Origin of the sequence: Superficieibacter sp., from assembly GCF_032071645.1 — a bacterium.
Lineage (GTDB): Bacteria > Pseudomonadota > Gammaproteobacteria > Enterobacterales > Enterobacteriaceae > Superficieibacter.
Window position 1 is genome coordinate 15824 of record NZ_DAMAPU010000025.1, and the last position, 18821, is coordinate 34644.

Consider the following 18821-nt stretch of genomic DNA (forward strand, 5'->3'; position numbering starts at 1 on the left):
GGTTTTCCCCCTCTCCCCTGAGGGAGAGGGTCGGGGAGAGGGGGAAGCGTTTATCCTCCTTCCTCCGCGTTAACGCCCTCACCCTAACCCTCTCCCCCAGGAGAGGGAACAGCCCGGCGTTGTGGTCACGCCCGGTTTTCCCCCTCTCCCCTGAGGGAGAGGGTCGGGGAGAGGGGGGAGCGTTTATTCTCCTTCCTCCGCGTGAACGCCCTCACCCTAACCCTCTCCCCCAGGAGAGGGGACCGCCCGGCGTTGTGGTCACGCCCGGTTTTCTCCCCTCTCCCCCAGGAGAGGGAACAGTCCGGCGTTGTGGTCACGTCCGGTTTTCCCCCTCTCCCTTGAGGGAGAGGGCCGGGGAGAGGGGGAAGCGTTTATCCTCCTTCCTTCGCGTTAACGCCCTCACCCTAGCCCTCTCCCCCAGGAGAGGGAACAGCCCGGCGTTGTGGTCACGTCCGGTTTTCTCCCCTCTCCCTTGAGGGAGAGGGGACAGCCCGGCGTTGTGGTTACGCCCGGTTTTCTCCCTCTCCCCTGAGGGAGAGGGCCGGGGAGAGGGGGAGCGTTTATCCTCCTTCCTCCGCGTGAACGCCCTCACCCTAACCCTCTCCCCCAGGAGAGGGAACAGTCCGGCGTTGTGGTCACGTCCGGTTTTCTCCCTCTCCCTTGCGGGAGAGGGCCGGGGAGAGGGGGAAGCGTTTATCCTCCTTCCTCCGCGTGAACGTCCTCACCCTAACCCTCTCCCCCAGGAGAGGGGACAGCCCGACGTTGTGGTCACGTCCGGTTTTCTCCCTCTCCCTTGAGGGAGAGGGTCGGGGAGAGGGGGGAGGCGTGCTATCCACTGACCTGCATCACAGTGATCATTGAGTTACCACCGTCCAGGCCATTTTCCATGCGAAGCCGACGCCCGGCTCGTACTGGTTCGCCGACGGGCTCCACTGGACGCAGTAGCCGCTGAACGGGAACGGCTTACACTGGTACACTTTACCGTCTTTTGGCTGGAGCACGCGAGTGCCGGCCTTATAGGACGCCAGGTTTTTCGGGAATTCGTAGTTGTATTTAATGCCCGGAGCTGGCGTTGGCGTCGGTTCCGGCTGCGCGGCTTTTTCTTCCAGCATCAAGTCGATCACGCCCTGGCTGACGATTTCACCGCTCTCATCATAACCGTAGTAGCGCAGCATATGATGTCCGGCGTGCGCATCAACGAGATTCATGGTCAGGGTTTTTGATTCATCCTTTAACGGACGCTGAACGCGGCCTTTTTGATTGCCGCTGTGATCGCTGACGTTCGCATCAAGGAGGACCGAGCCTTCTGCCGTTGCCCGCAGGGTGATGGTGGATTTGCCCTGATCAATTTTGCTGGCGCTGACGTCTGAAACCGTTAACGACTGGACGACCACTTCATCGCCATAGTAAAGGATCATGGTGTCCAGATCGCTGCCCTCGTTAGCATAGACCGGGTTCGCGCCGTGGATAGGTTCAACCATGCCGTGCGCGTCCTTCACCCCCGCGCGGATCTGCGAATGTGCCGCGTTGATGGCGGTTGCCAAATCCCAGGTCCACTGGTCGCTGGCACCTTTTTCATCACTGGCAATGGTCAGCGAGGTACGCAACGAGGTGACTTCGCCCTGGGCGTTGAAGAATTTAGCCACGACGTGATCGCCTGCTTTCAGCGCTTCCCCGGCAATTAAACCGTTCAGCTCTTTGGCCCAGTTATTATGATGGGCGTGCTCATCGCCGCTGGTGCCGTCGCCGTTACCGAAATCAACGTCAATGGCCTGATAAAAACTGTTGGTGGTATCCGCAATTTCCCATACCGCATAAACGACCTGATAACCGGTACGCTGCGGAACATTGCAGGAATGCGTCACCCGAATGGCCGGGGTATTACCGTTACCGTCAATTTCACAAAACGGGGTGTCTTCAAACGCGGCGCGCGTCAGCGGCTTATTTTGATCCCAGTTTTGTTTGGTAATGTAATAACGCCAGTTGGTGGTGCGGTGCGGCGCAGTGTGATACCAGACGAAATCAAACTTGCCGCTGGTGATGGGGGTTTTTGCCCAGCGCGTCGGGCTTTGCTGATCCAGTTCGCCGTAACGGTCTTTACCTGCACTCGCCAGCTTTCCGTCCGGCGGGACGTCACCCGCCGGGTAGCCGCTGGTTTGTTCCACGCTTTGCGGTTCCCACTGCGCGGAGCCGCAGCCGCTATTTTTACCCAATTTACATTGATAGGCGCGGCTTGCCGGCGCTTCTACATAGCCATGAGCAAATACTGATGTATTAAAAAATAATGCCGCAAGGCATAGCGAAACGTGCTTAATTTTCATAATCCATTCCCTGAATAATAAATAATTGTCGAGTTTATTAATCTGGAATATAAATTTCAATCACCGTTCAGCGTGCTGATATTTAATGATATGGTTGATTTTTCACTCTTTTTATTATGATGCGTAATCAGGATTTAATGACAGGAAAAATAAAGCACACCGGATCAGGGTGTGCTTACAGGCTATTTAATTTGCCAGAACGACCTGGTGTGAGAATTCTTTCTCGCAGTATTTACACTTCAGGGCAATATCACTGGTGCGTTTTCTTACGCTAAAACTGGAATTGACCGGCTCGGCGTGGCTGATGCAGTTGCTGTTCGGGCAAATCAGCACCGCGTCGATGCGTTCCGGCAGCTTAGGATGCGATTTCCCTACCACTTCATAGTCGTCGATACGGTTGACCGTCGCCAGCGGCGCATACAGCGCGAGCTGGTCGACCTGCTCATCGGTCAGAAACGTATTCTCAATCTTGATGATATCTTTGCGGCCCATCGCGCCCGACGGTAAATTCAGGCCGACGGTCACGCGCTGCTCGGTCTCGGTCAGTTTGAACAGCGTCAGCAGGCGGAAGCCCACCTGGGCGGGAATATGATCGATAACGGTGCCGCGCTTAATGGCTTCAACCTGGAGTTTATTATCATGGGTCATGAGGATCTCCTTACAGTGCAAAATCGCGATTGAGGACCAGCGCCAGCAGCGCCTGGCGGGCGAAAATACCGTTACCGGCCTGCTGGAAATACCAGGCGTGCGGCGTTTTATCGACATCGGTGGCGATCTCATCAATACGCGGCAGCGGATGTAACACTTTCATATTGTCGCGCGCGTCGTGCAGGTCGCTGGCGCGCAGGACAAACTGCGCTTTGACGTTGGCGTATTCGGACGGGTCGAGGCGCTCCTTCTGTACGCGGGTCATATACAAAATATCTACCTCGGCCACCACCTCATCAATCGCCTGATGGACGCTCCAGGCGATGCCTTTCTCATCGAGCATATCCAGAATGTACTGCGGCATCGCCAGTGCGTCCGGGGCGATAAAGCAGAAGCGGTTGCCGTTGAACTTCGCCAGCGCCTGCGCCAGCGAATGCACGGTGCGGCCATATTTTAAATCGCCGACCATCGCAATCGTCAGATTTTCCAGACGTCCCTGGGTTTCCTGAATGGTGAACAGATCCAGCAGGGTCTGCGTCGGGTGCTGGTTTGCGCCATCGCCCGCGTTGAGGATGGGGATATTGCCTGAAAATTCGGTCGCCAGCCGCGCCGCACCTTCCTGCGGATGGCGCATGACGATGGCGTCCACGTAGGTGCTGATCACCGAAATGGTGTCCGCCAGCGTCTCGCCTTTTTTGCCAAGCGAGGTATTGCTGCTGTCGGAGAAGCCGACGACGCTGGCACCCAGGCGGTGCATGGACGTTTCAAAGGACAAACGGGTGCGGGTGGAAGCCTCAAAGAAACAGCTGGCGATCACTTTATGCTTCAGCAGCTCCGGCTGCGGATTGGCTTTCAGTTTCGCTGCCGTTGCCAGCACCAGCTCAAGCTCCTCGCGGCTGAGATCGTTTATGGAAATGATATGTCTTTGAAATAACGGATTAGCCATGTTTATCTCCTGACGCCTGGGCAAAAAAAAGCCCCTGCAATGAGGGGCTTTGGGAATACGTTGAGCAACGGGAAGAAAAACGGCTGGCCTGCGCCCTGTTTCAGACGCGCTAAGACAGTGTGTCGTAGGCTATGGACCATGCTTCCTCCCGGCAAATTGTCGGCGATTATACTCACCTCTATGTCGGGATCAAGCGATTAATGCCGATTTTATTCAACGCAAACGGTTCTATTGAATATTAATTCATTTTCAGAATGTAATTAATCTGTTTGTGAACCAGCGCGGTACGCTTCACCACCCGTGGCGCGACCCAGACGATGCTGCTACCCGCCACGATGCCGAGCACTTCCGGCAGCGCGTGATAATCCAGAATTCGCGCCACCGCCCGGCCATATCCCGCGACGGTATGGATAAGGATAAATTCGCTGTTGTGCTCCACGCTGACCACCATATCGGCGACGGAGCGGGCGGCATCCGGCACCGGGCGCAGTTGCGGATTCACCGAATAAATTTTTTGTCCTTTGGCGTTCCTGATCTTGATCACGCCCAGTAATTTCAGCAGGCGCGAGACGGTGGACTGGCTGATGTTATCGAATCCGTGCAACTGTAAATCACGGCGAATCTCCTCCTGAGAAAGGTAACGCTTTTCTGCGATCAATCGCTGGCAAACGGTAAGCTGAAGTTGTTCTTTGGCGGAGTATTCACCATATTCCTTCATATTTTAATCCTGTCTGTATCAGAGGGTTTTATACCCGTCATACTTCAAGTTGCTTGTGCGTTGGCTTGACTCGCTCACCCCAGTCACTTACTGGCGTAAGCTCCTGGGGATTCACTGCGTCGCCGCGTTACTCGGTCTTGCAGACCTCGCCCGGTGGGCCAGCGCAAGCGCTGTTCAAAACACTCCGTGTTTTGTCATGCAACTCGAATTATTTAGGGTATAGTAGAAATAATCAGAGCTTATCCTGTCAGCCAGCGGACTTGTTTGTCTTCAGCACGCCTATAGTAATGCCCCCAGGCTTAAGGCCGCCATAATAACCAGCGTCAGGATCGCCAGCAGGGGCGCAACCCACTTCAGATAACGCACGTACGGGACGCGGGCGATCGCCAGCCCCCCCATCACCACCGCTGACGTCGGCGTCACCAGATTCACAATGCCGGACGCGGACTGATAAGCCGTGACCACCAGTTCGCGCTGTACGCCTGCGAAGTCAGCTAACGGTGCCATGATCGGCATGGTCAGCACCGCCAGACCGGAAGAAGAGGGCACCAGAAACGAGAGCACCACTTCCAGCCAGTACATCACGTTGATAAACGCAATGCTCGATAAGCCGCTAACGATCCCTTCGGCGCTGTGCAAAATAGTATGCGTAATCATTCCCTTATCCATAATCACTACAATACCACGCGCAATACCGATGATAAGCGCCACCCCCAGTAATTCCCGCGCGCCGTTAATAAAGGTGGACGTCAGCTCCTCTTCGCTCATCCGGGCGATGACCCCGACGATCACCGCCGCGCCAAGAAAGAGCGCCGAGATCTCCGCCATCCACCAGCCGCGTACCGCCACGCCATAAATCATCACCGCGAAGGCGAGAGCGAAGATCAGCAGGATCAGTTTGCGCACGGCGGTGAATTCCAGCAAATCAGATCCTTTGTTGCCCAGAAAATGGGTCAGGTTTTCTTCCTGCTTATCCGCCACAATCGAGCAGGATGGATCCTGTCGCACTTTACGGGCGTAGCGCATCACCCAGCCAACGCAGATGATCCAGCCCACCACCAGCAGCGCAATGCGCAGGGCGATCCCCGCCGTGAAGGGAATGCCCGCCGCGTTGGCGGCAATCACCGTGGCGAACGGGTTGATCGTCGAGCCCAGCGTGCCGATCCCCGCGCCCAGCAGAATAGTCGAGGCCGCCACCAGCGGATCAAAACGGGCCGCCAGCATCACCGGCACCAGCAGGCTGTAAAAAGGCAGCGATTCCTCCGCCATGCCGTAAATGGTGCCGCCTGCGGCAAACAGCGCCATCAGGATCGGGATCATCCATTCTTCATGCCCGCGCAGGCGAAAAGTCACGCGCTCAATGCCCGCGTCGATGGCTCCGGTTTTGGTGACAATGCCGAGAAAACCGCCGATGATCAGGATAAACAGCGCCACGTCGATGGCCCCGGCCTGCCCGGTTTCAGGATCGTACAGCCCGCTAATCGGTGCCATTAATACCGCGATGATCCCCTGCGGATGGGCGGCGACGCTGGCGTAGGTGCCCGCCACCGGGACTTCTTTACCCAGCGCCTCGTTCATCGCCATATGATATTGCCCGGCCGGGACAATCCACGTCAGGATGGCCACCAGCGCGATAAGAACAAACAAAATGGTATAGGCGGAAGGAAATTTAAAGGTGCTCATGGTGCTCTCCTTGCCCGGCGTACCCTGCGGCACGCCGGGCATGATGTTAGTCGCCGAGTGTCGCCACCATCACCGCTTTGATGGTATGCATCCGGTTTTCCGCTTCGTCGAAGACGATAGAGTGCGGCGATTCAAACACCTCTTCCGTCACCTCCAGCCCTTTCAGCCCGTAAGCGATTTCAATTTCGCGACCCATTTTGGTGTGCTCGTTGTGAAATGCGGGCAGGCAGTGCATGAATTTCACCTGCGGATTGCCGGTGGCATCGATCACCTGCCGGTTGACCTGGTAAGGCTTCATCAGGCTGACGCGCTCGGCCCAGGCTTCTTTCGGCTCGCCCATTGACACCCACACGTCGGTGTAGAGGAAATCCACGCCGTACACGCCTTCTTCAACGTCATCGGTAAGCGTAATGCGCGCGCCGGTTTCTTTGGCGATGGTGCGGCACTGCGCGACCAGCGCCTCTTCCGGCCAGAAGGATTTGGGCGCGACCAGGCGGATGTCCATGCCCATTTTGGCGGCTCCGACCATCAGGGAATTGCCCATGTTATTGCGCGCGTCGCCGAGATAAGCGAAGCGTAACTGGGACAGGGTTTTGCCCGGCGCATGTTCCAGCATGGTCATCAAATCCGCGAGGATCTGGGTAGGATGGAATTCATCGGTCAGCCCGTTCCATACCGGTACGCCAGCGTGCGCGCCCAGCTCTTCGACAATTTGCTGGCCGTAGCCCCGGTACTCGATGCCGTCATACATCCGTCCCAGCACGCGGGCAGTGTCTTTCATCGACTCTTTATGACCAATCTGCGAGCCGCTCGGCCCCAGATACGTCACCTGCGCGCCCTGATCGAATGCGCCGACCTCAAACGCGCAGCGGGTACGGGTGGAGGTTTTTTCAAAAATCAGGGCGATGTTTTTGCCTTTCAGGGTCTGCTTTTCCTGCCCGGCTTTTTTGGCTTTTTTCAGTTCAACAGCGAGGTCAATCAGGAACTGGATTTCAGCGGGCGTGTAATCCAGCAGCTTAAGAAAGTTACGGTTTTTCAGAGAAATAGTCATTTTTTTGTCCTTTCAGGCGAAGTCAGTAAGCGGGTTGCGCGGTGTTTTCGAGGCGGATCAGGGTGCCTTTTTCACCTGCCAGAATGTCCGGGCCATCGGCGAGCGCGCCGATCCCGGCGATGCCATGGCACTCTTCAACGTAGCGGCAGCAGGCGGCGACTTTCGGCCCCATCGATCCGGCGTCGAAGGCCATCTCTTTCAGCAACGCAGGCGTGGCCTGCACCAGCGGGCGCTGGGTGGCGGTGCCCCAGTCGAGGTACACCGCGTCGGCATCGGTAAGGATCAGCAGCGCGTCGGCGTGAAGCTGGCGCGCCAGCAGTGCGGCGGAGAGGTCTTTGTCGATGACAGCTTCAATACCGTGGTAGCCATCGGCTTTATGCACCACCGGCACGCCGCCGCCGCCGTTGCAGATCACCAGATGGTCACGCGCAATCAGTGCTTCGATGGCGTCGCTTTCGACGATCCGCACCGGCAGGGGCGAGGGGACGACGCGGCGGAACCAGGCACCGTCGGCTTTCATCTCCCAGCCTTTTTCCTGTTTCAGCGCGTCGGCCTGCTGCTTGTCATACACCGGGCCAATGTATTTGGTCGGACGGCGGAATGCCGGGTCGCCAGGATCGACTTCGACCTGGGTTAACAGCACGCTGACGTTGCGCTCCGGCAGATGATTTTTAAGTGATTGCTGAAGCATATAGCCAATCATTCCCTGGCTTTCCGCGCCGAGAATGTCCAGCGGGTAGGGCGCAACGGCGTCAAACGCGCTGTTCTGCAGCGCCAGCAGCCCGACCTGCGGACCGTTGCCGTGTACCAGCACCACCCGCCACTGGCGGGTCAGGCGGGCGATAGTGCGTGCGGCGAGGTCGATATTTTTGCGCTGGATTTCTGCTTCCAGCGGCTCGCCGCGTTTGAGCAGGGCATTGCCGCCCAGCGCGACAACCAGAGTGGGTTTCATGTCCATGGCGTTCTCCTTAAATTCCGTCGCGTTCAAGCGGGCAGCTCATGCAGCGCGCGCCGCCGCGTCCGCGTCCCAGCTCATCGCCGGGAATGGGCAGCACGGTGATCCCGGCTTTGTCATATTTTTCGTTGGTCCAGATGTTGCGCTCGTAGCCAATCACCACGCCGGGGCGCAGAGTCAGCACGTTGTTGGCGTCGTTCCATTGTTCGCGCTCGGCTTCGAAGGCATCGCCGCCGGTGGTGATCAGCCGTACCTGATCGAGCCCCAGCGCTTTTTCAATGGCGTGCAGCAGGCTGGTTTCCTGGTGGCGCTCGAGGCCGCCGCGCCCGTCCGGGGTGAGCGTCCAGCACTGCGACTCTTTGCGCACCACTTCGGGGTAGACGGAGAAGGTGTCGATATCGATATGCGTCATCACCGTATCGAGGTGCATACAGGAGCGATGTTTTGGCAGTTCGACCACCACCACGCGTTCGGCCTGGCGATGCTTAAACAGCGAGGTTGCCAGGAACTCCACGCCCTGCGGCGTCGTGCGTTCTGACAGGCCAATCAGCACCGCGCCACGGCCAATCACTAATACATCGCCGCCTTCAAGCGTGGCGTGATCGTAATTAATATTTTCATCGCCAAAATATTTAATAAAATCGCCACCGACAAAAGCCGGATGCCAGCGATAAATAGCACGCAGATTATTCGTTTCACGCTGGCGAGCCGCTTTGGCCATTGGGTTAATAGATACGCCGTTATAAATCCAGCAGGACGTGTCGCGGGTAAATAAATGATTCGGCAATGGCTTCATAATAAAGTCATTAGCGTCGTGAGTATCGACCACCATATTTTTAATAAAGGCGGGAATTTCACCGTAGGTCAGCCCGCCGCTTAAATGACGCGCCAGTTGCCGATGCTGTAAATCCGCCAGCCAGCCGCGAACGTCGGAGGCAAAGCCAGGACCGAGGCGATAATCAGAGATTTGCGTCTCCAGCAGCCAGCCTTTGGCATCAGCAATATCAAGCGTTTGGGTGAGCAGATCGGTTAACAGCAGCACTTCCACGCCCTGATCGCGCAGGGTACTGGCAAAAATATCGTGCTCGACTCCCGCGCGCTCCACCGAGAGCACATCGTCAAAAAGCAACTCCTGGCAATTAGAGGGCGTCAGTCTTTTAAGACTAAGATTGGGGCGATGGAGCATTACGCTGCGTAATTTCCCGACTTCAGAACCGACATAATGTTTTTCCATGATTGTTCCTTACTTCTTTTTAAGAATAAAAAGGGGGCGGCGAAAATATTTCGCGGCTAATGGATAACGTTGTTGTTCGGCTGGGAGATTAAATTATCTGGCAGGTAAAAATGTGACAGTCATCACGCGAAATAAGCGCTGGAGCGATTTATTAATAATTTATGATAGCGGTCAGGAAATAGTTATTTTGTCATGCTTTAAAAATGAATGAATACGCTTTTATGTCCTGGATTATTCTGTATTGTTAATAACATGTTGAGGGAAGGCAGACGGCAGGACGCACTATCTCATTGAAAAATATCATTAAAATATTAACGATCTTGATGTTATGCAAAATCATCAGATTATTATTCAGGACTTAAGCTAAATCGATAAATAATCATGCATATTTACTGCAAAAAGCAGGGACAGCAAAGTGTGAGCGGTCAGTGGTTTTTATGATAAAGGTAATACTTTCAGATGATTAATGTTTTCTTCTCTTAACCGCCTGTCGGAGTTATGCATAACAAGTGCATAAAGATCAAAAGTGCATAACACCCGGTTAATGATCTTTCCAATAAACATGCGCTATCGCAAACCTTCATTAAAAACCGCTGGCAGGATTGGGGGATTTTTCGTATAACGGTTGGAGATGAAACGCTGTTTTAATTAAGGGGTTGAACCATGATCGTTGGCAACATTCACCATCTGCAAAGCTGGCTGCCGCAGGAACTGCGTCAGGCGATTGAGCACATTAAAGCGCACGTTACCGATGCCACGGCGACCGGTAAGCATGATATCGACGGCAGCCGTCTGTTTTATCTGGTCTCGGAAGATACCACCGAGCCGTTTGCGCAGCGTCGGGCGGAGTACCATGCGCGCTATCTTGATATCCAGATCGTCTTAAAAGGCCAGGAAGGGATGACCTTCAGCACCCAGCCGCCTGCGACGCCGGAAACCGACTGGCTGGCGGATAAAGACATTGCCTTCCTGCCGGAAGGTAAAGAGGAAAAAACCGTGGTGCTGAACGAAGGGGATTTTGTGGTGTTTTATCCGGGCGAAGTGCATAAGCCGCTGTGCGCCGTTGGCGTGCCTGCCCAGGTGCGTAAAGTGGTGGTGAAACTGCTGGTGGAATGAGAGTGACCAGAGCGCGCGGGTTTGTCGCGCGCTCCGGGGAGGGTTTTACTGCGCCAGGGTCGCCACCATTACCGCTTTGATGGTGTGCATCCGGTTTTCCGCCTGATCGAACACGATGCTGGCGGCGGACTCAAATACTTCGTCGGTCACTTCCATCCCGCCATGCAGACCAAAGTCCTGCGCCATCTGCTTGCCGAGCGTGGTTTGATCGTCGTGGAATGCGGGCAGGCAGTGCAGGAATTTGACCTGCGGATTGCCGGTGAGCTGCATCATGTGGCTGTTGACCTGGTAATCACGCAGCAGGGCGATACGTTCGGCCCATTTCTCTTTCGCTTCCCCCATCGAGACCCAGACGTCGGTATAAATAAAGTCCGCGCCTTTCACTCCGCTGGCGACATCGTCGGTCAGGGTAATTTTACCGCCGGTCTGTGCTGCCAGCGCTTTGCATTCCGCAACCAGGCTGGCTTCCGGCCAGCAGGCCTCTGGCGCAACCAGACGCAGATCCAGCCCGGTCAGCGCCGCCGCTTCCAGCATGGTGTTACCCATGTTGTTGCGCGCGTCACCGGCATACACCAGCGTCATCTCGCTGAACGCTTTCCCCGGCAGATGCTCCTGCATGGTGAGTAAATCCGCCAGTAGCTGCGTGGGATGAAATTCGTTGGTCAGGCCGTTCCATACCGGCACGCCCGCAAATTCGGCCAGCGTCTCGACGACTTCCTGACCGTGGCCGCGATACTGAATGCCGTCGTACATCCGGCCCAGCACGCGCGCGGTATCTTTAATTGATTCTTTATGCCCAATCTGGCTTCCGGCGGGGCCAAGGTAGGTGACCCGTGCGCCTTGATCGTATGCGGCAACTTCGAAAGAGCATCGGGTGCGGGTCGAGTCTTTTTCGAAGATGAGCGCGATGTTTTTACCGCTAAGCTTTTGTATTTCCTGGCCCTGTTTTTTATCCGCCTTTAGTTTAGCGGCGAGTTGCAGCAGCGTATGAATTTCAGCAGGCGTGAAGTCGAGCAGTTTTAGAACGTGTTTCTGATAGAACGAAGTCATCTTTTCCCTCTCATGACACAGGTCACTTATTGAATTAAAATTCAATTTATATGTATGAATATGCAATTGCAACCCCATTTCAGAAATCTTTGCTGGATCGGCTGGAGGCAATGTCAGCGGTGTGTGACAATATAAGTAACTGCGGCAATTTATGAGGAATCAGCCATGGCAAACCCGGAATACCTGGAAGAGCAGCGCGAAGAGACGCGTTTAACGATTGAAGAGTTGATTGAAGACGGCAGCGATCCTGATGCCCTGTACACCATCGAGCATCACCTTTCCGCCGACGATTTCGACACGCTGGAGAAATTTGCGGTTGAAGCCTTCAAGCTGGGCTACGAAGTCACCGAGCCGGAAGAGCTGGAAGTGGAAGAGGGCGACACGGTGATCTGCTGTGACATCCTCAGCGAATGCGCCCTTAACGCCGATCTGATCGACGCGCAGGTCGAGCAACTGATGAACCTGGCTGAAAAATTCAACGTTGAATATGACGGCTGGGGCACTTACTTTGAAGATCCTGACGCTGAAGAAGGCGATGAAGACGATCTCGATGAAGATGAAGACGACGACGGCGTGCGTCACTAAGTCTTAACTCCGGTGCGGCAGCCCGTCTGCCGCGCTTTCAGGATGATTCATGGATTACCTGCATATACTCTCCCCGATTAATCAATTTCTGCTCTGTAAAACGCCCCAGCCGTGGATCGATAAAGCCCGCGATCCGGCGAATCTCCCCCTGCTGCTGACCGACCACATGGTTTGCGAACTGAAAGCCGCGCAAACCGCGATGCTGCTGGTGCGTAAATATGTTGCCGATAAACGCGGCGGCGATGAACTGCTGGCATGGCTGCAACCGTATGAAGCTTTTACCTTCCGTGAAGGGCCGGAGCCGGACTTTATCGCGCTGCATAAACAAATTGGTAAAAGCGTTATGCCGCGCACCGACGATCCGTGGGGTCGCCAGCTTATTGACAGTATGGTGTTATTAATCAAAGAGGAACTACACCATTTCTGGCAGGTGCGCGAGGCGATGGCGGCACGTAACATTCCCTACGTCAAAATTACCGCCAGCCGCTATGCTAAGAACATGCTCAAAGAAGTGCGCACTCACGAGCCGCTGACGCTTATCGACAAACTGATTTGCGGGGCTTATATCGAAGCGCGCTCCTGCGAGCGGTTTGCCGCACTTGCGCCGCATCTGGAAGAGGATCTACAGAAGTTTTACCTCTCTTTATTGCGTTCTGAAGCGCGTCACTATCAGGATTACCTGACGCTGGCGCAGCAGATAGCGGGTGAGGATATTGCACCACGCGTGCGCCATTTTGGGGAGATCGAAGCGGCGCTCATTACCCGCCCGGACGACGAATTTCGTTTTCACAGCGGCGTCCCGGTATACGTTTAAGGAAATCACATGAAAAAATGGCACATCGCAGTGCTGGCCGGGGTTATCGCCTTCGTTGCCTTCTTCTGGCTCGCCAGCCGATCCTCGTCTAAAACGGAAGATCAAAAGTTCGACGAGATTGTCGGGACGATGCCCACCTACCAGGTTTTGAAAGAGCAGGATCCGCAGCTCTGGCAGCAGATCCGCCAGCGCGCGCTGACGATGCAAAAGGAAGGCAAAAAAGAGCAGGAAATTGTTGATGAGATCCAACCGCAGGTGCTGAATCTGCAAATGAAGCGTCTGCAAACCGCGCCGGATGAAAACGTGGTGGCCTATATGAAAATCAATATGGAGCAGACCGCAGCGGTGCAAAAATCCAGTGATGATGACTGCTACCGTTTCTTGTTCCCGGAAGTGAAGGGCGGGATTAACCCGGTGCGTATTGTGTCGCAGGAAATGTTTAATCGCCGCATGGAAACCGACGCCGCAATGATGCGCGCCGCCGTCGGCCCGAATAAGCATACCGTTACGCCACAGGAGCGGCGGGATGCGCAGCAGGATATTCAGCCGATTGCTCAGGCGCTGAGCCAGAAATACGGTGCGGATTTGTCGATCATGTCCGATCCGCGCACCGGCGTGGGTAAAGAGAAGATCACCTGTAATATTGTTCAGGATCTGTGGAATAACGTCCTGAAATTGCCGCAGGATAAAGCCGCAGGCGTGATTCGTTTCGCGATTGATTCAGCGAAATAATAGATTCAGGGTCGACAAGACCCTGAACCGGATTTTATCTTTTGAGCGGCGCTTTTTATTGTTTCAGCGCCGTTTTTGCCGAATCCATATCAATGGATAAACCACTTTATTTGTCGCATGGCTGAATAAGCAAAACGGCTGGAGCCCGTATCGGTTTCCAGCCGTTTTTTATCGCAGAGAAGAAAAGCCGCGCGCGGGCGCTTTAAAGATCTTTTAGCATCCTGACTTCACAATCCACATGCCCGGTACAGCCGAGCGGGCCGTCAATATGGCGGAAGCCGAGATGTTCGTACAATCCTACCGCCTCTTTCAGAAACGCCGTGGTTTCCAGATAACAGCGGGTAAAACCCTGCTCGCGGGCATGATCCAGCGCGAGCAGCGCCAGTTTTTTTGCCAGCCCCTGACCGCGCGCCGACGGCAAAAAATACATCTTCTGTAGCTCGCAGATATCCGGCTCGCTACAGGCCAGCGGTGCCACCCCGCCGCCGCCCACGACGTTCCCATCCTGTTCGACCACCCAGTAAGCGTAGCCCGGCTGGCTATAGAGCTGATACAGCTCATCCAGGTTGGGATCGGCTACCGTATAGCCTTTGTCAGCGGTAAGACCATATTCAGCGGAAACCTGACGAATGACGGCGGCGATAGCCGAATTATCATTAAGCGTCAGGCGACGCAGCGCGAGGGTTTGCGGCGCAACTACATTCATAACATTACCCAATACACATCACATATTTATACATTGATTTAATACCATTCTCATGGGGGCAGCGCAAGTCACTTACAGAGCGGCAAAAATCTTTTTTCAGCCGATAATGTCAGAGGGTATCGTATTCCCGCCAGCGCAGTCTCTGACGGGAAGTATTTATTCTGGTTATGGATTTATTAATTCAGGGATGTTTTATGCAGTAAATGATAAATAAAACGGCTGCTCATAATCACCCGTTTGTCTTCCGTGGTGACGGCGGTAAATATTTTCCCAATTGTTTAGTGAGTTTTTTATTATGCATTATCACGCCGGGGATTTATCTGCCCTGGGCGCTAATGAAATGCCGTCGCTATATTTATTGCAGGATGGAAGTTAACGGTCAGCCTTTTTCCTGGGGTATGACCGGCGGCAATATTGGGCTAAGCATTTTTATTGTTATCGCCTGGTCTATTGGCGTTTTAGTGCTGATGAATTTAGTGCACCCGGTGGCGGGGATTTTATTGATGCTGGCTGGAATCGGCCTGCTGTCTTTTTTTATTGTCTCGCTGGCTGACGGGCGCATTTGCTTTCGTTCAACTGAGCTATCACGGAATGCCGTACCGGATTTGTGGCGAGCATTTCGCGGGGGAGGGTTCAGGCGCTGCCGCCACTCTGAAAATACAAAGGCCGGGCAATTGCCCGGCCTTTTGCTGTGACGTACCGCGTTGGCGATTACAGCGCGGCAATTACCGCCTGCTGCTCGATCAGCTTCGCTTTCGCTTCGGCGTAACCTTCCAGCTTCTCACGCTCTTTGGCAATCACCGCTTCCGGTGCGCGCGCCACAAAGCCTTCGTTAGACAGTTTGCTTTCGATACGGCTAATTTCACCGTCGATTTTCGCCACTTCTTTCGCCAGACGCGCCAGCTCATCGTCTTTGTTGATCAGACCTGCCATTGGGATCAGCAGTTCTGCGCCGTCGATGATTTTGGTCACCGAAACCGGGCCTTTATTATCGGCAGGCAGCACGGTGATGGTTTCCAGACGCGCCAGAGTTTGCAGGAAGCTGCGGTTGTCGTTAACGCGACGTACCGCATCCTGGCTCGCGCCGCGCAGCAGCAGCTCCAGCGGTTTACCCGGCGCAATGTTCATCTCGGCGCGGATGTTACGCACCGCGATAATCGCCTGCTTCAGCCATTCGGTGTCAGACGCCGCTGCGGCATCGACCTGCGCTGCGTCGTACTGTGGGAACGGTTGCAGCATGATGGTATCGGCGTTGATGCCTTTGATGACCTTCACGCGCTGCCAGATGGTTTCCGTGATGAAAGGAATAATCGGATGCGCCAGACGCAGCAGACCTTCCAGCACCGTCACCAGCGTGTTACGGGTGCCGCGCAGTTCAGCCTCCGTTCCGCCGTTCATGACCGGCTTGGTCAGCTCCAGATACCAGTCGCAGAACTGGTTCCAGGTGAATTCGTACAGAATGCCCGCCGCAATATCGAAGCGGAAGTTATCCAGCGCATCGCGGTACGCTTTGATGGTCTGATTGAATTCGGCGAGGATCCAGCGATCCGCCAGCGACAGGGTCATTTCGCCGCCGTTGAAGCCACAATCCTGATCTTCGGTATTCATCAGCACGAAGCGGCTGGCGTTCCACAGCTTGTTACAGAAGTTCCGGTAGCCTTCCAGACGCTTCATGTCCCAGTTGATGTCGCGACCGGTTGAGGCCAGCGCCGCCAGGGTGAAGCGCAGGGCGTCGGTGCCGTGTGGCTCGATGCCGTCCGGGAACTGCTTCTCGGTGCGCTTGCGGATTTTCTCAGCAAGCTGCGGCTGCATCATGTTGCCGGTACGTTTCTCCAGCAGATCCGCCAGCGAAATACCATCCACCATATCCAGCGGATCGATAACGTTGCCTTTGGATTTAGACATCTTCTGGCCTTCGTCATCGCGGATCAGACCGGTCATGTAGACGGTATGGAACGGCACCTGCGGCTTGCCGTTTTCATCTTTGATGAAGTGCATGGTCATCATGATCATGCGGGCAATCCAGAAGAAGATGATGTCGAAGCCGGACACCATCACGCTGGTCGGGTGGAACTGACGCAGCGCGTCGGTGTTTTCCGGCCAGCCGAGGGTGGAGAAGGTCCACAGCGCGGAGGAGAACCAGGTGTCGAGTACGTCTTCGTCCTGGCGCAGCGCAACGTCAGCGCCGAGGTTATTTTCCTGACGCACGTCGTCTTCGGTGCGGCCAACGTAGACGTTGCCGTTGTTGTCGTACCATGCCGGGATGCGGTGGCCCCACCACAGCTGGCGGGAGATACACCAGTCCTGAATATCGCGCATCCAGGAGAAGTACATGTTTTCGTACTGCTTCGGCACGAACTGAATATCGCCGTTCTCAACCGCTTCAACGGCCGGTTTCGCCAGCACGTCAGCACGCACGTACCACTGGTCGGTGAGCATCGGCTCAATAACTACGCCGCCACGGTCGCCATAAGGTACGGTCAGGTCGTGCGGTTTAATCTCTTCCAGCAGGCCGAGGGCGTCAACGGCGGCAACCACCGCCTTACGCGCGGCAAAGCGTTCCAGCTTCTGGAATTCCGCCGGGATGTCGCTGGAATAGACCGTAGACTCTTCGCCTTTGGTATCAAAGACCTGGGCGCTTTCACGGATATCACCGTCGAAGGTCAGAATGTTGATCATCGGAAGCTGATGACGTTTGCCGACTTCATAGTCGTTAAAGTCATGCGCCGGGGTGATTTTCACGCAGCCGGTGCCTTTTTCCATATCGGCGTGTTCATCGCCGACAACCGGAATGCGGCGGTTAACCAGCGGCAGCACGATGAATTTACCGATAAGATCTTTATAACGCGGATCTTCCGGGTTAACCGCCACGCCGGTATCACCGAGCAGGGTTTCCGGGCGGGTGGTGGCAACCACCAGGTAATCTTTACCGTCGGCAGTTTTCGCGCCGTCGGCCAGCGGATAGCGGATATGCCACATAGAGCCTTTCGACTCGCGGTTTTCCACTTCCAGATCGGAAATCGCGGTGCGCAGTTTCGGGTCCCAGTTGACCAGGCGCTTGCCACGGTAAATCAGATCTTCTTTATACAGGCGGACAAAGACTTCTTTCACGGCATTGGAAAGACCTTCGTCCATGGTGAAGCGCTCGCGCTCCCAGTCCACGGAGTTGCCGAGGCGGCGCATCTGGCGGGTAATGGTGCCGCCGGATTCCGCCTTCCACTGCCAGATTTTGTCGATGAAGGCATCGCGGCCATAGTCATGGCGGGTTTTACCTTCTTCGGCAGCGATTTTACGCTCAACCACCATCTGGGTGGCGATACCGGCATGGTCGGTTCCCGCCTGCCACAGGGTGTTTTTGCCCTGCATGCGCTGGTAGCGGATCATGGTATCCATGATGGTTTGCTGGAAGGCATGACCCATATGCAAGCTGCCGGTGACGTTCGGCGGCGGGATCATGATGCAGAAGCTTTCCTGGCTTTCATCACCATTAGGTTTGAAATAGCCCTGCTTTTCCCACTGCTCGTAAAGCGGCTGTTCGATATCTTGCGGGTTGTATGTCTTTTCCATTATTTCCAGGCTGCCGTATTCAGGTTAAAACCAGCCACGCGGTAGGCTTTGTAGCGTTCGCGCGCCAGTTGTTTCAAAGATTCTTCATAAGGGACGAAGTCTACCACTTCTGTGAAAGCGGTGGCAAAATCTGCAAAGTTTGTGCGCAGGCTGATTAAAATATCGCGCGGGCTGCTGTTTCGCTTTTGCGGCCAGGCGATTTCCACCGGCGCACCGCCGCGCGGGCCTTCACCGGCCAGATTATGCGGGACAAAACTGTCCGCTGGCCTGGCCCACAGCGCTTCGTCGAGGCGGATCGCCTGCGGTTCGTCTTCACAGGCGATGAGCACGCGCTTGCCTGCCCGCCAACGTTCTGCGGCAATTTCACACACCAGTTGCTCGACGGCGCTTAAGCCATCCGTGGTGGTGTCGTTGTCCAGAAGGTAGAACGTTGCGTTTTTCATAGGCTCTGCTTAGTTGGGGGGATAGACGCCCTCTCTCTGCCGGGGGCAGTTGTCTTACGCTATCCCGATGTTCAGGGAATTATTCAGTTATCTTACGTTATTCCATGGGCAGGGCCGTTGGGTTTTCGTCTTCTGCCTTAAGGACGAGCCACAAACGCCCTCTCCCTAACCCTCTCCCCCAGGAGAGGGAACAGCCCGCGTTCGTGGTGACGTCCGGTTTTCTCCCTCTCCCTTGAGGGAGAGGGCCGGGGA

Annotated in this window: 18 protein-coding genes; 5 read left to right on the forward strand and 13 right to left on the reverse strand. The window is 55.3% G+C overall.

The window, feature by feature from the left end:
- Window positions 1-854 precede the first annotated feature (854 nt).
- The 9 genes from gbpA to arcA all read right to left on the reverse strand — a co-directional run bounded on the left by gbpA (window position 855) and on the right by arcA (window position 9556).
- A complete protein-coding gene (gene gbpA / locus RT197_RS21645; RefSeq protein ID WP_312953289.1) occupies window positions 855-2321 on the reverse strand; it encodes an N-acetylglucosamine-binding protein GbpA in 1467 nt (488 codons plus the stop codon).
- A 186-nt stretch (window positions 2322-2507) separates the two neighbouring features.
- Entirely contained in the window at window positions 2508-2969 is a 462-nt protein-coding gene (gene pyrI, locus RT197_RS21650) for an aspartate carbamoyltransferase regulatory subunit (protein ID WP_312953290.1), read from the reverse strand.
- A gap of 10 nt (window positions 2970-2979) precedes the next feature.
- The gene (gene pyrB, locus RT197_RS21655; protein WP_312953292.1) at window positions 2980-3915 is read right to left on the reverse strand and encodes an aspartate carbamoyltransferase; all 936 of its coding nucleotides are present in this window, start codon (window positions 3913-3915) and stop codon (window positions 2980-2982) included.
- A gap of 2 nt (window positions 3916-3917) precedes the next feature.
- Window positions 3918-4055: a pyr operon leader peptide gene (gene pyrL, locus RT197_RS21660; RefSeq protein ID WP_312953293.1), complete on the reverse strand. Its 138-nt coding sequence runs from the start codon at window positions 4053-4055 to the stop codon at window positions 3918-3920.
- A 98-nt stretch (window positions 4056-4153) separates the two neighbouring features.
- Window positions 4154-4633, reverse strand: a complete 480-nt coding sequence (locus RT197_RS21665; RefSeq protein WP_312953294.1) for an ArgR family transcriptional regulator — start codon at window positions 4631-4633, stop codon at window positions 4154-4156.
- Window positions 4634-4912: 279 nt separating this feature from the next.
- Window positions 4913-6316, reverse strand: a complete 1404-nt coding sequence (locus RT197_RS21670) for a YfcC family protein (protein ID WP_312953295.1) — start codon at window positions 6314-6316, stop codon at window positions 4913-4915.
- A gap of 46 nt (window positions 6317-6362) precedes the next feature.
- Complete coding sequence (gene argF, locus RT197_RS21675; protein WP_312953296.1) at window positions 6363-7367, reverse strand: ornithine carbamoyltransferase; 1005 nt, start codon at window positions 7365-7367, stop codon at window positions 6363-6365.
- A gap of 22 nt (window positions 7368-7389) precedes the next feature.
- On the reverse strand, window positions 7390-8325 hold the full coding sequence (gene arcC / locus RT197_RS21680) for a carbamate kinase (protein WP_312953298.1): 936 nt from the start codon (window positions 8323-8325) through the stop codon (window positions 7390-7392).
- Window positions 8326-8335: 10 nt separating this feature from the next.
- The gene (arcA, locus tag RT197_RS21685) at window positions 8336-9556 is read right to left on the reverse strand and encodes an arginine deiminase (RefSeq protein ID WP_312953300.1); all 1221 of its coding nucleotides are present in this window, start codon (window positions 9554-9556) and stop codon (window positions 8336-8338) included.
- 663 nt (window positions 9557-10219) lie between these two features.
- Between arcA and RT197_RS21690 the strand changes: the two genes are divergently transcribed.
- Entirely contained in the window at window positions 10220-10672 is a 453-nt protein-coding gene (locus tag RT197_RS21690; protein WP_312953301.1) for a YhcH/YjgK/YiaL family protein, read from the forward strand.
- Window positions 10673-10717: 45 nt separating this feature from the next.
- Here RT197_RS21690 and argF (RT197_RS21695) read toward each other — a convergent pair whose 3' ends face one another.
- Entirely contained in the window at window positions 10718-11722 is a 1005-nt protein-coding gene (gene argF / locus RT197_RS21695) for an ornithine carbamoyltransferase (RefSeq protein WP_312953302.1), read from the reverse strand.
- A 165-nt stretch (window positions 11723-11887) separates the two neighbouring features.
- Between argF (RT197_RS21695) and rraB the strand changes: the two genes are divergently transcribed.
- From rraB to RT197_RS21710, 3 genes are read left to right on the forward strand one after another with little or no spacing between them, the layout of a single operon-like run.
- Window positions 11888-12307: a ribonuclease E inhibitor RraB gene (rraB, locus tag RT197_RS21700; protein ID WP_312953304.1), complete on the forward strand. Its 420-nt coding sequence runs from the start codon at window positions 11888-11890 to the stop codon at window positions 12305-12307.
- Between the two features lie 49 nt (window positions 12308-12356).
- On the forward strand, window positions 12357-13121 hold the full coding sequence (gene miaE, locus RT197_RS21705) for a tRNA isopentenyl-2-thiomethyl-A-37 hydroxylase MiaE (RefSeq protein ID WP_312953306.1): 765 nt from the start codon (window positions 12357-12359) through the stop codon (window positions 13119-13121).
- 9 nt (window positions 13122-13130) lie between these two features.
- Window positions 13131-13853 (forward strand): topoisomerase II, encoded by a 723-nt coding sequence (locus RT197_RS21710; RefSeq protein ID WP_312953308.1) that lies wholly within the window; start codon window positions 13131-13133, stop codon window positions 13851-13853.
- A 202-nt stretch (window positions 13854-14055) separates the two neighbouring features.
- Here the strand turns inward: RT197_RS21710 and RT197_RS21715 are convergent, their stop codons facing one another.
- Window positions 14056-14559 (reverse strand): GNAT family N-acetyltransferase, encoded by a 504-nt coding sequence (locus tag RT197_RS21715; RefSeq protein ID WP_312953310.1) that lies wholly within the window; start codon window positions 14557-14559, stop codon window positions 14056-14058.
- A gap of 203 nt (window positions 14560-14762) precedes the next feature.
- Here RT197_RS21715 and RT197_RS21720 point away from each other — a divergent pair, with 203 nt between their 5' ends.
- On the forward strand, window positions 14763-15254 hold the full coding sequence (locus RT197_RS21720; RefSeq protein ID WP_312953312.1) for a DUF898 family protein: 492 nt from the start codon (window positions 14763-14765) through the stop codon (window positions 15252-15254).
- Window positions 15255-15270: 16 nt separating this feature from the next.
- Here the strand turns inward: RT197_RS21720 and valS are convergent, their stop codons facing one another.
- Entirely contained in the window at window positions 15271-18126 is a 2856-nt protein-coding gene (valS, locus tag RT197_RS21725; protein WP_312953313.1) for a valine--tRNA ligase, read from the reverse strand.
- The gene (holC, locus tag RT197_RS21730; RefSeq protein ID WP_312953314.1) at window positions 18126-18569 is read right to left on the reverse strand and encodes a DNA polymerase III subunit chi; all 444 of its coding nucleotides are present in this window, start codon (window positions 18567-18569) and stop codon (window positions 18126-18128) included. Before holC ends, valS begins: the two co-directional genes overlap by 1 nt.
- Window positions 18570-18821: the final 252 nt, after the last annotated feature.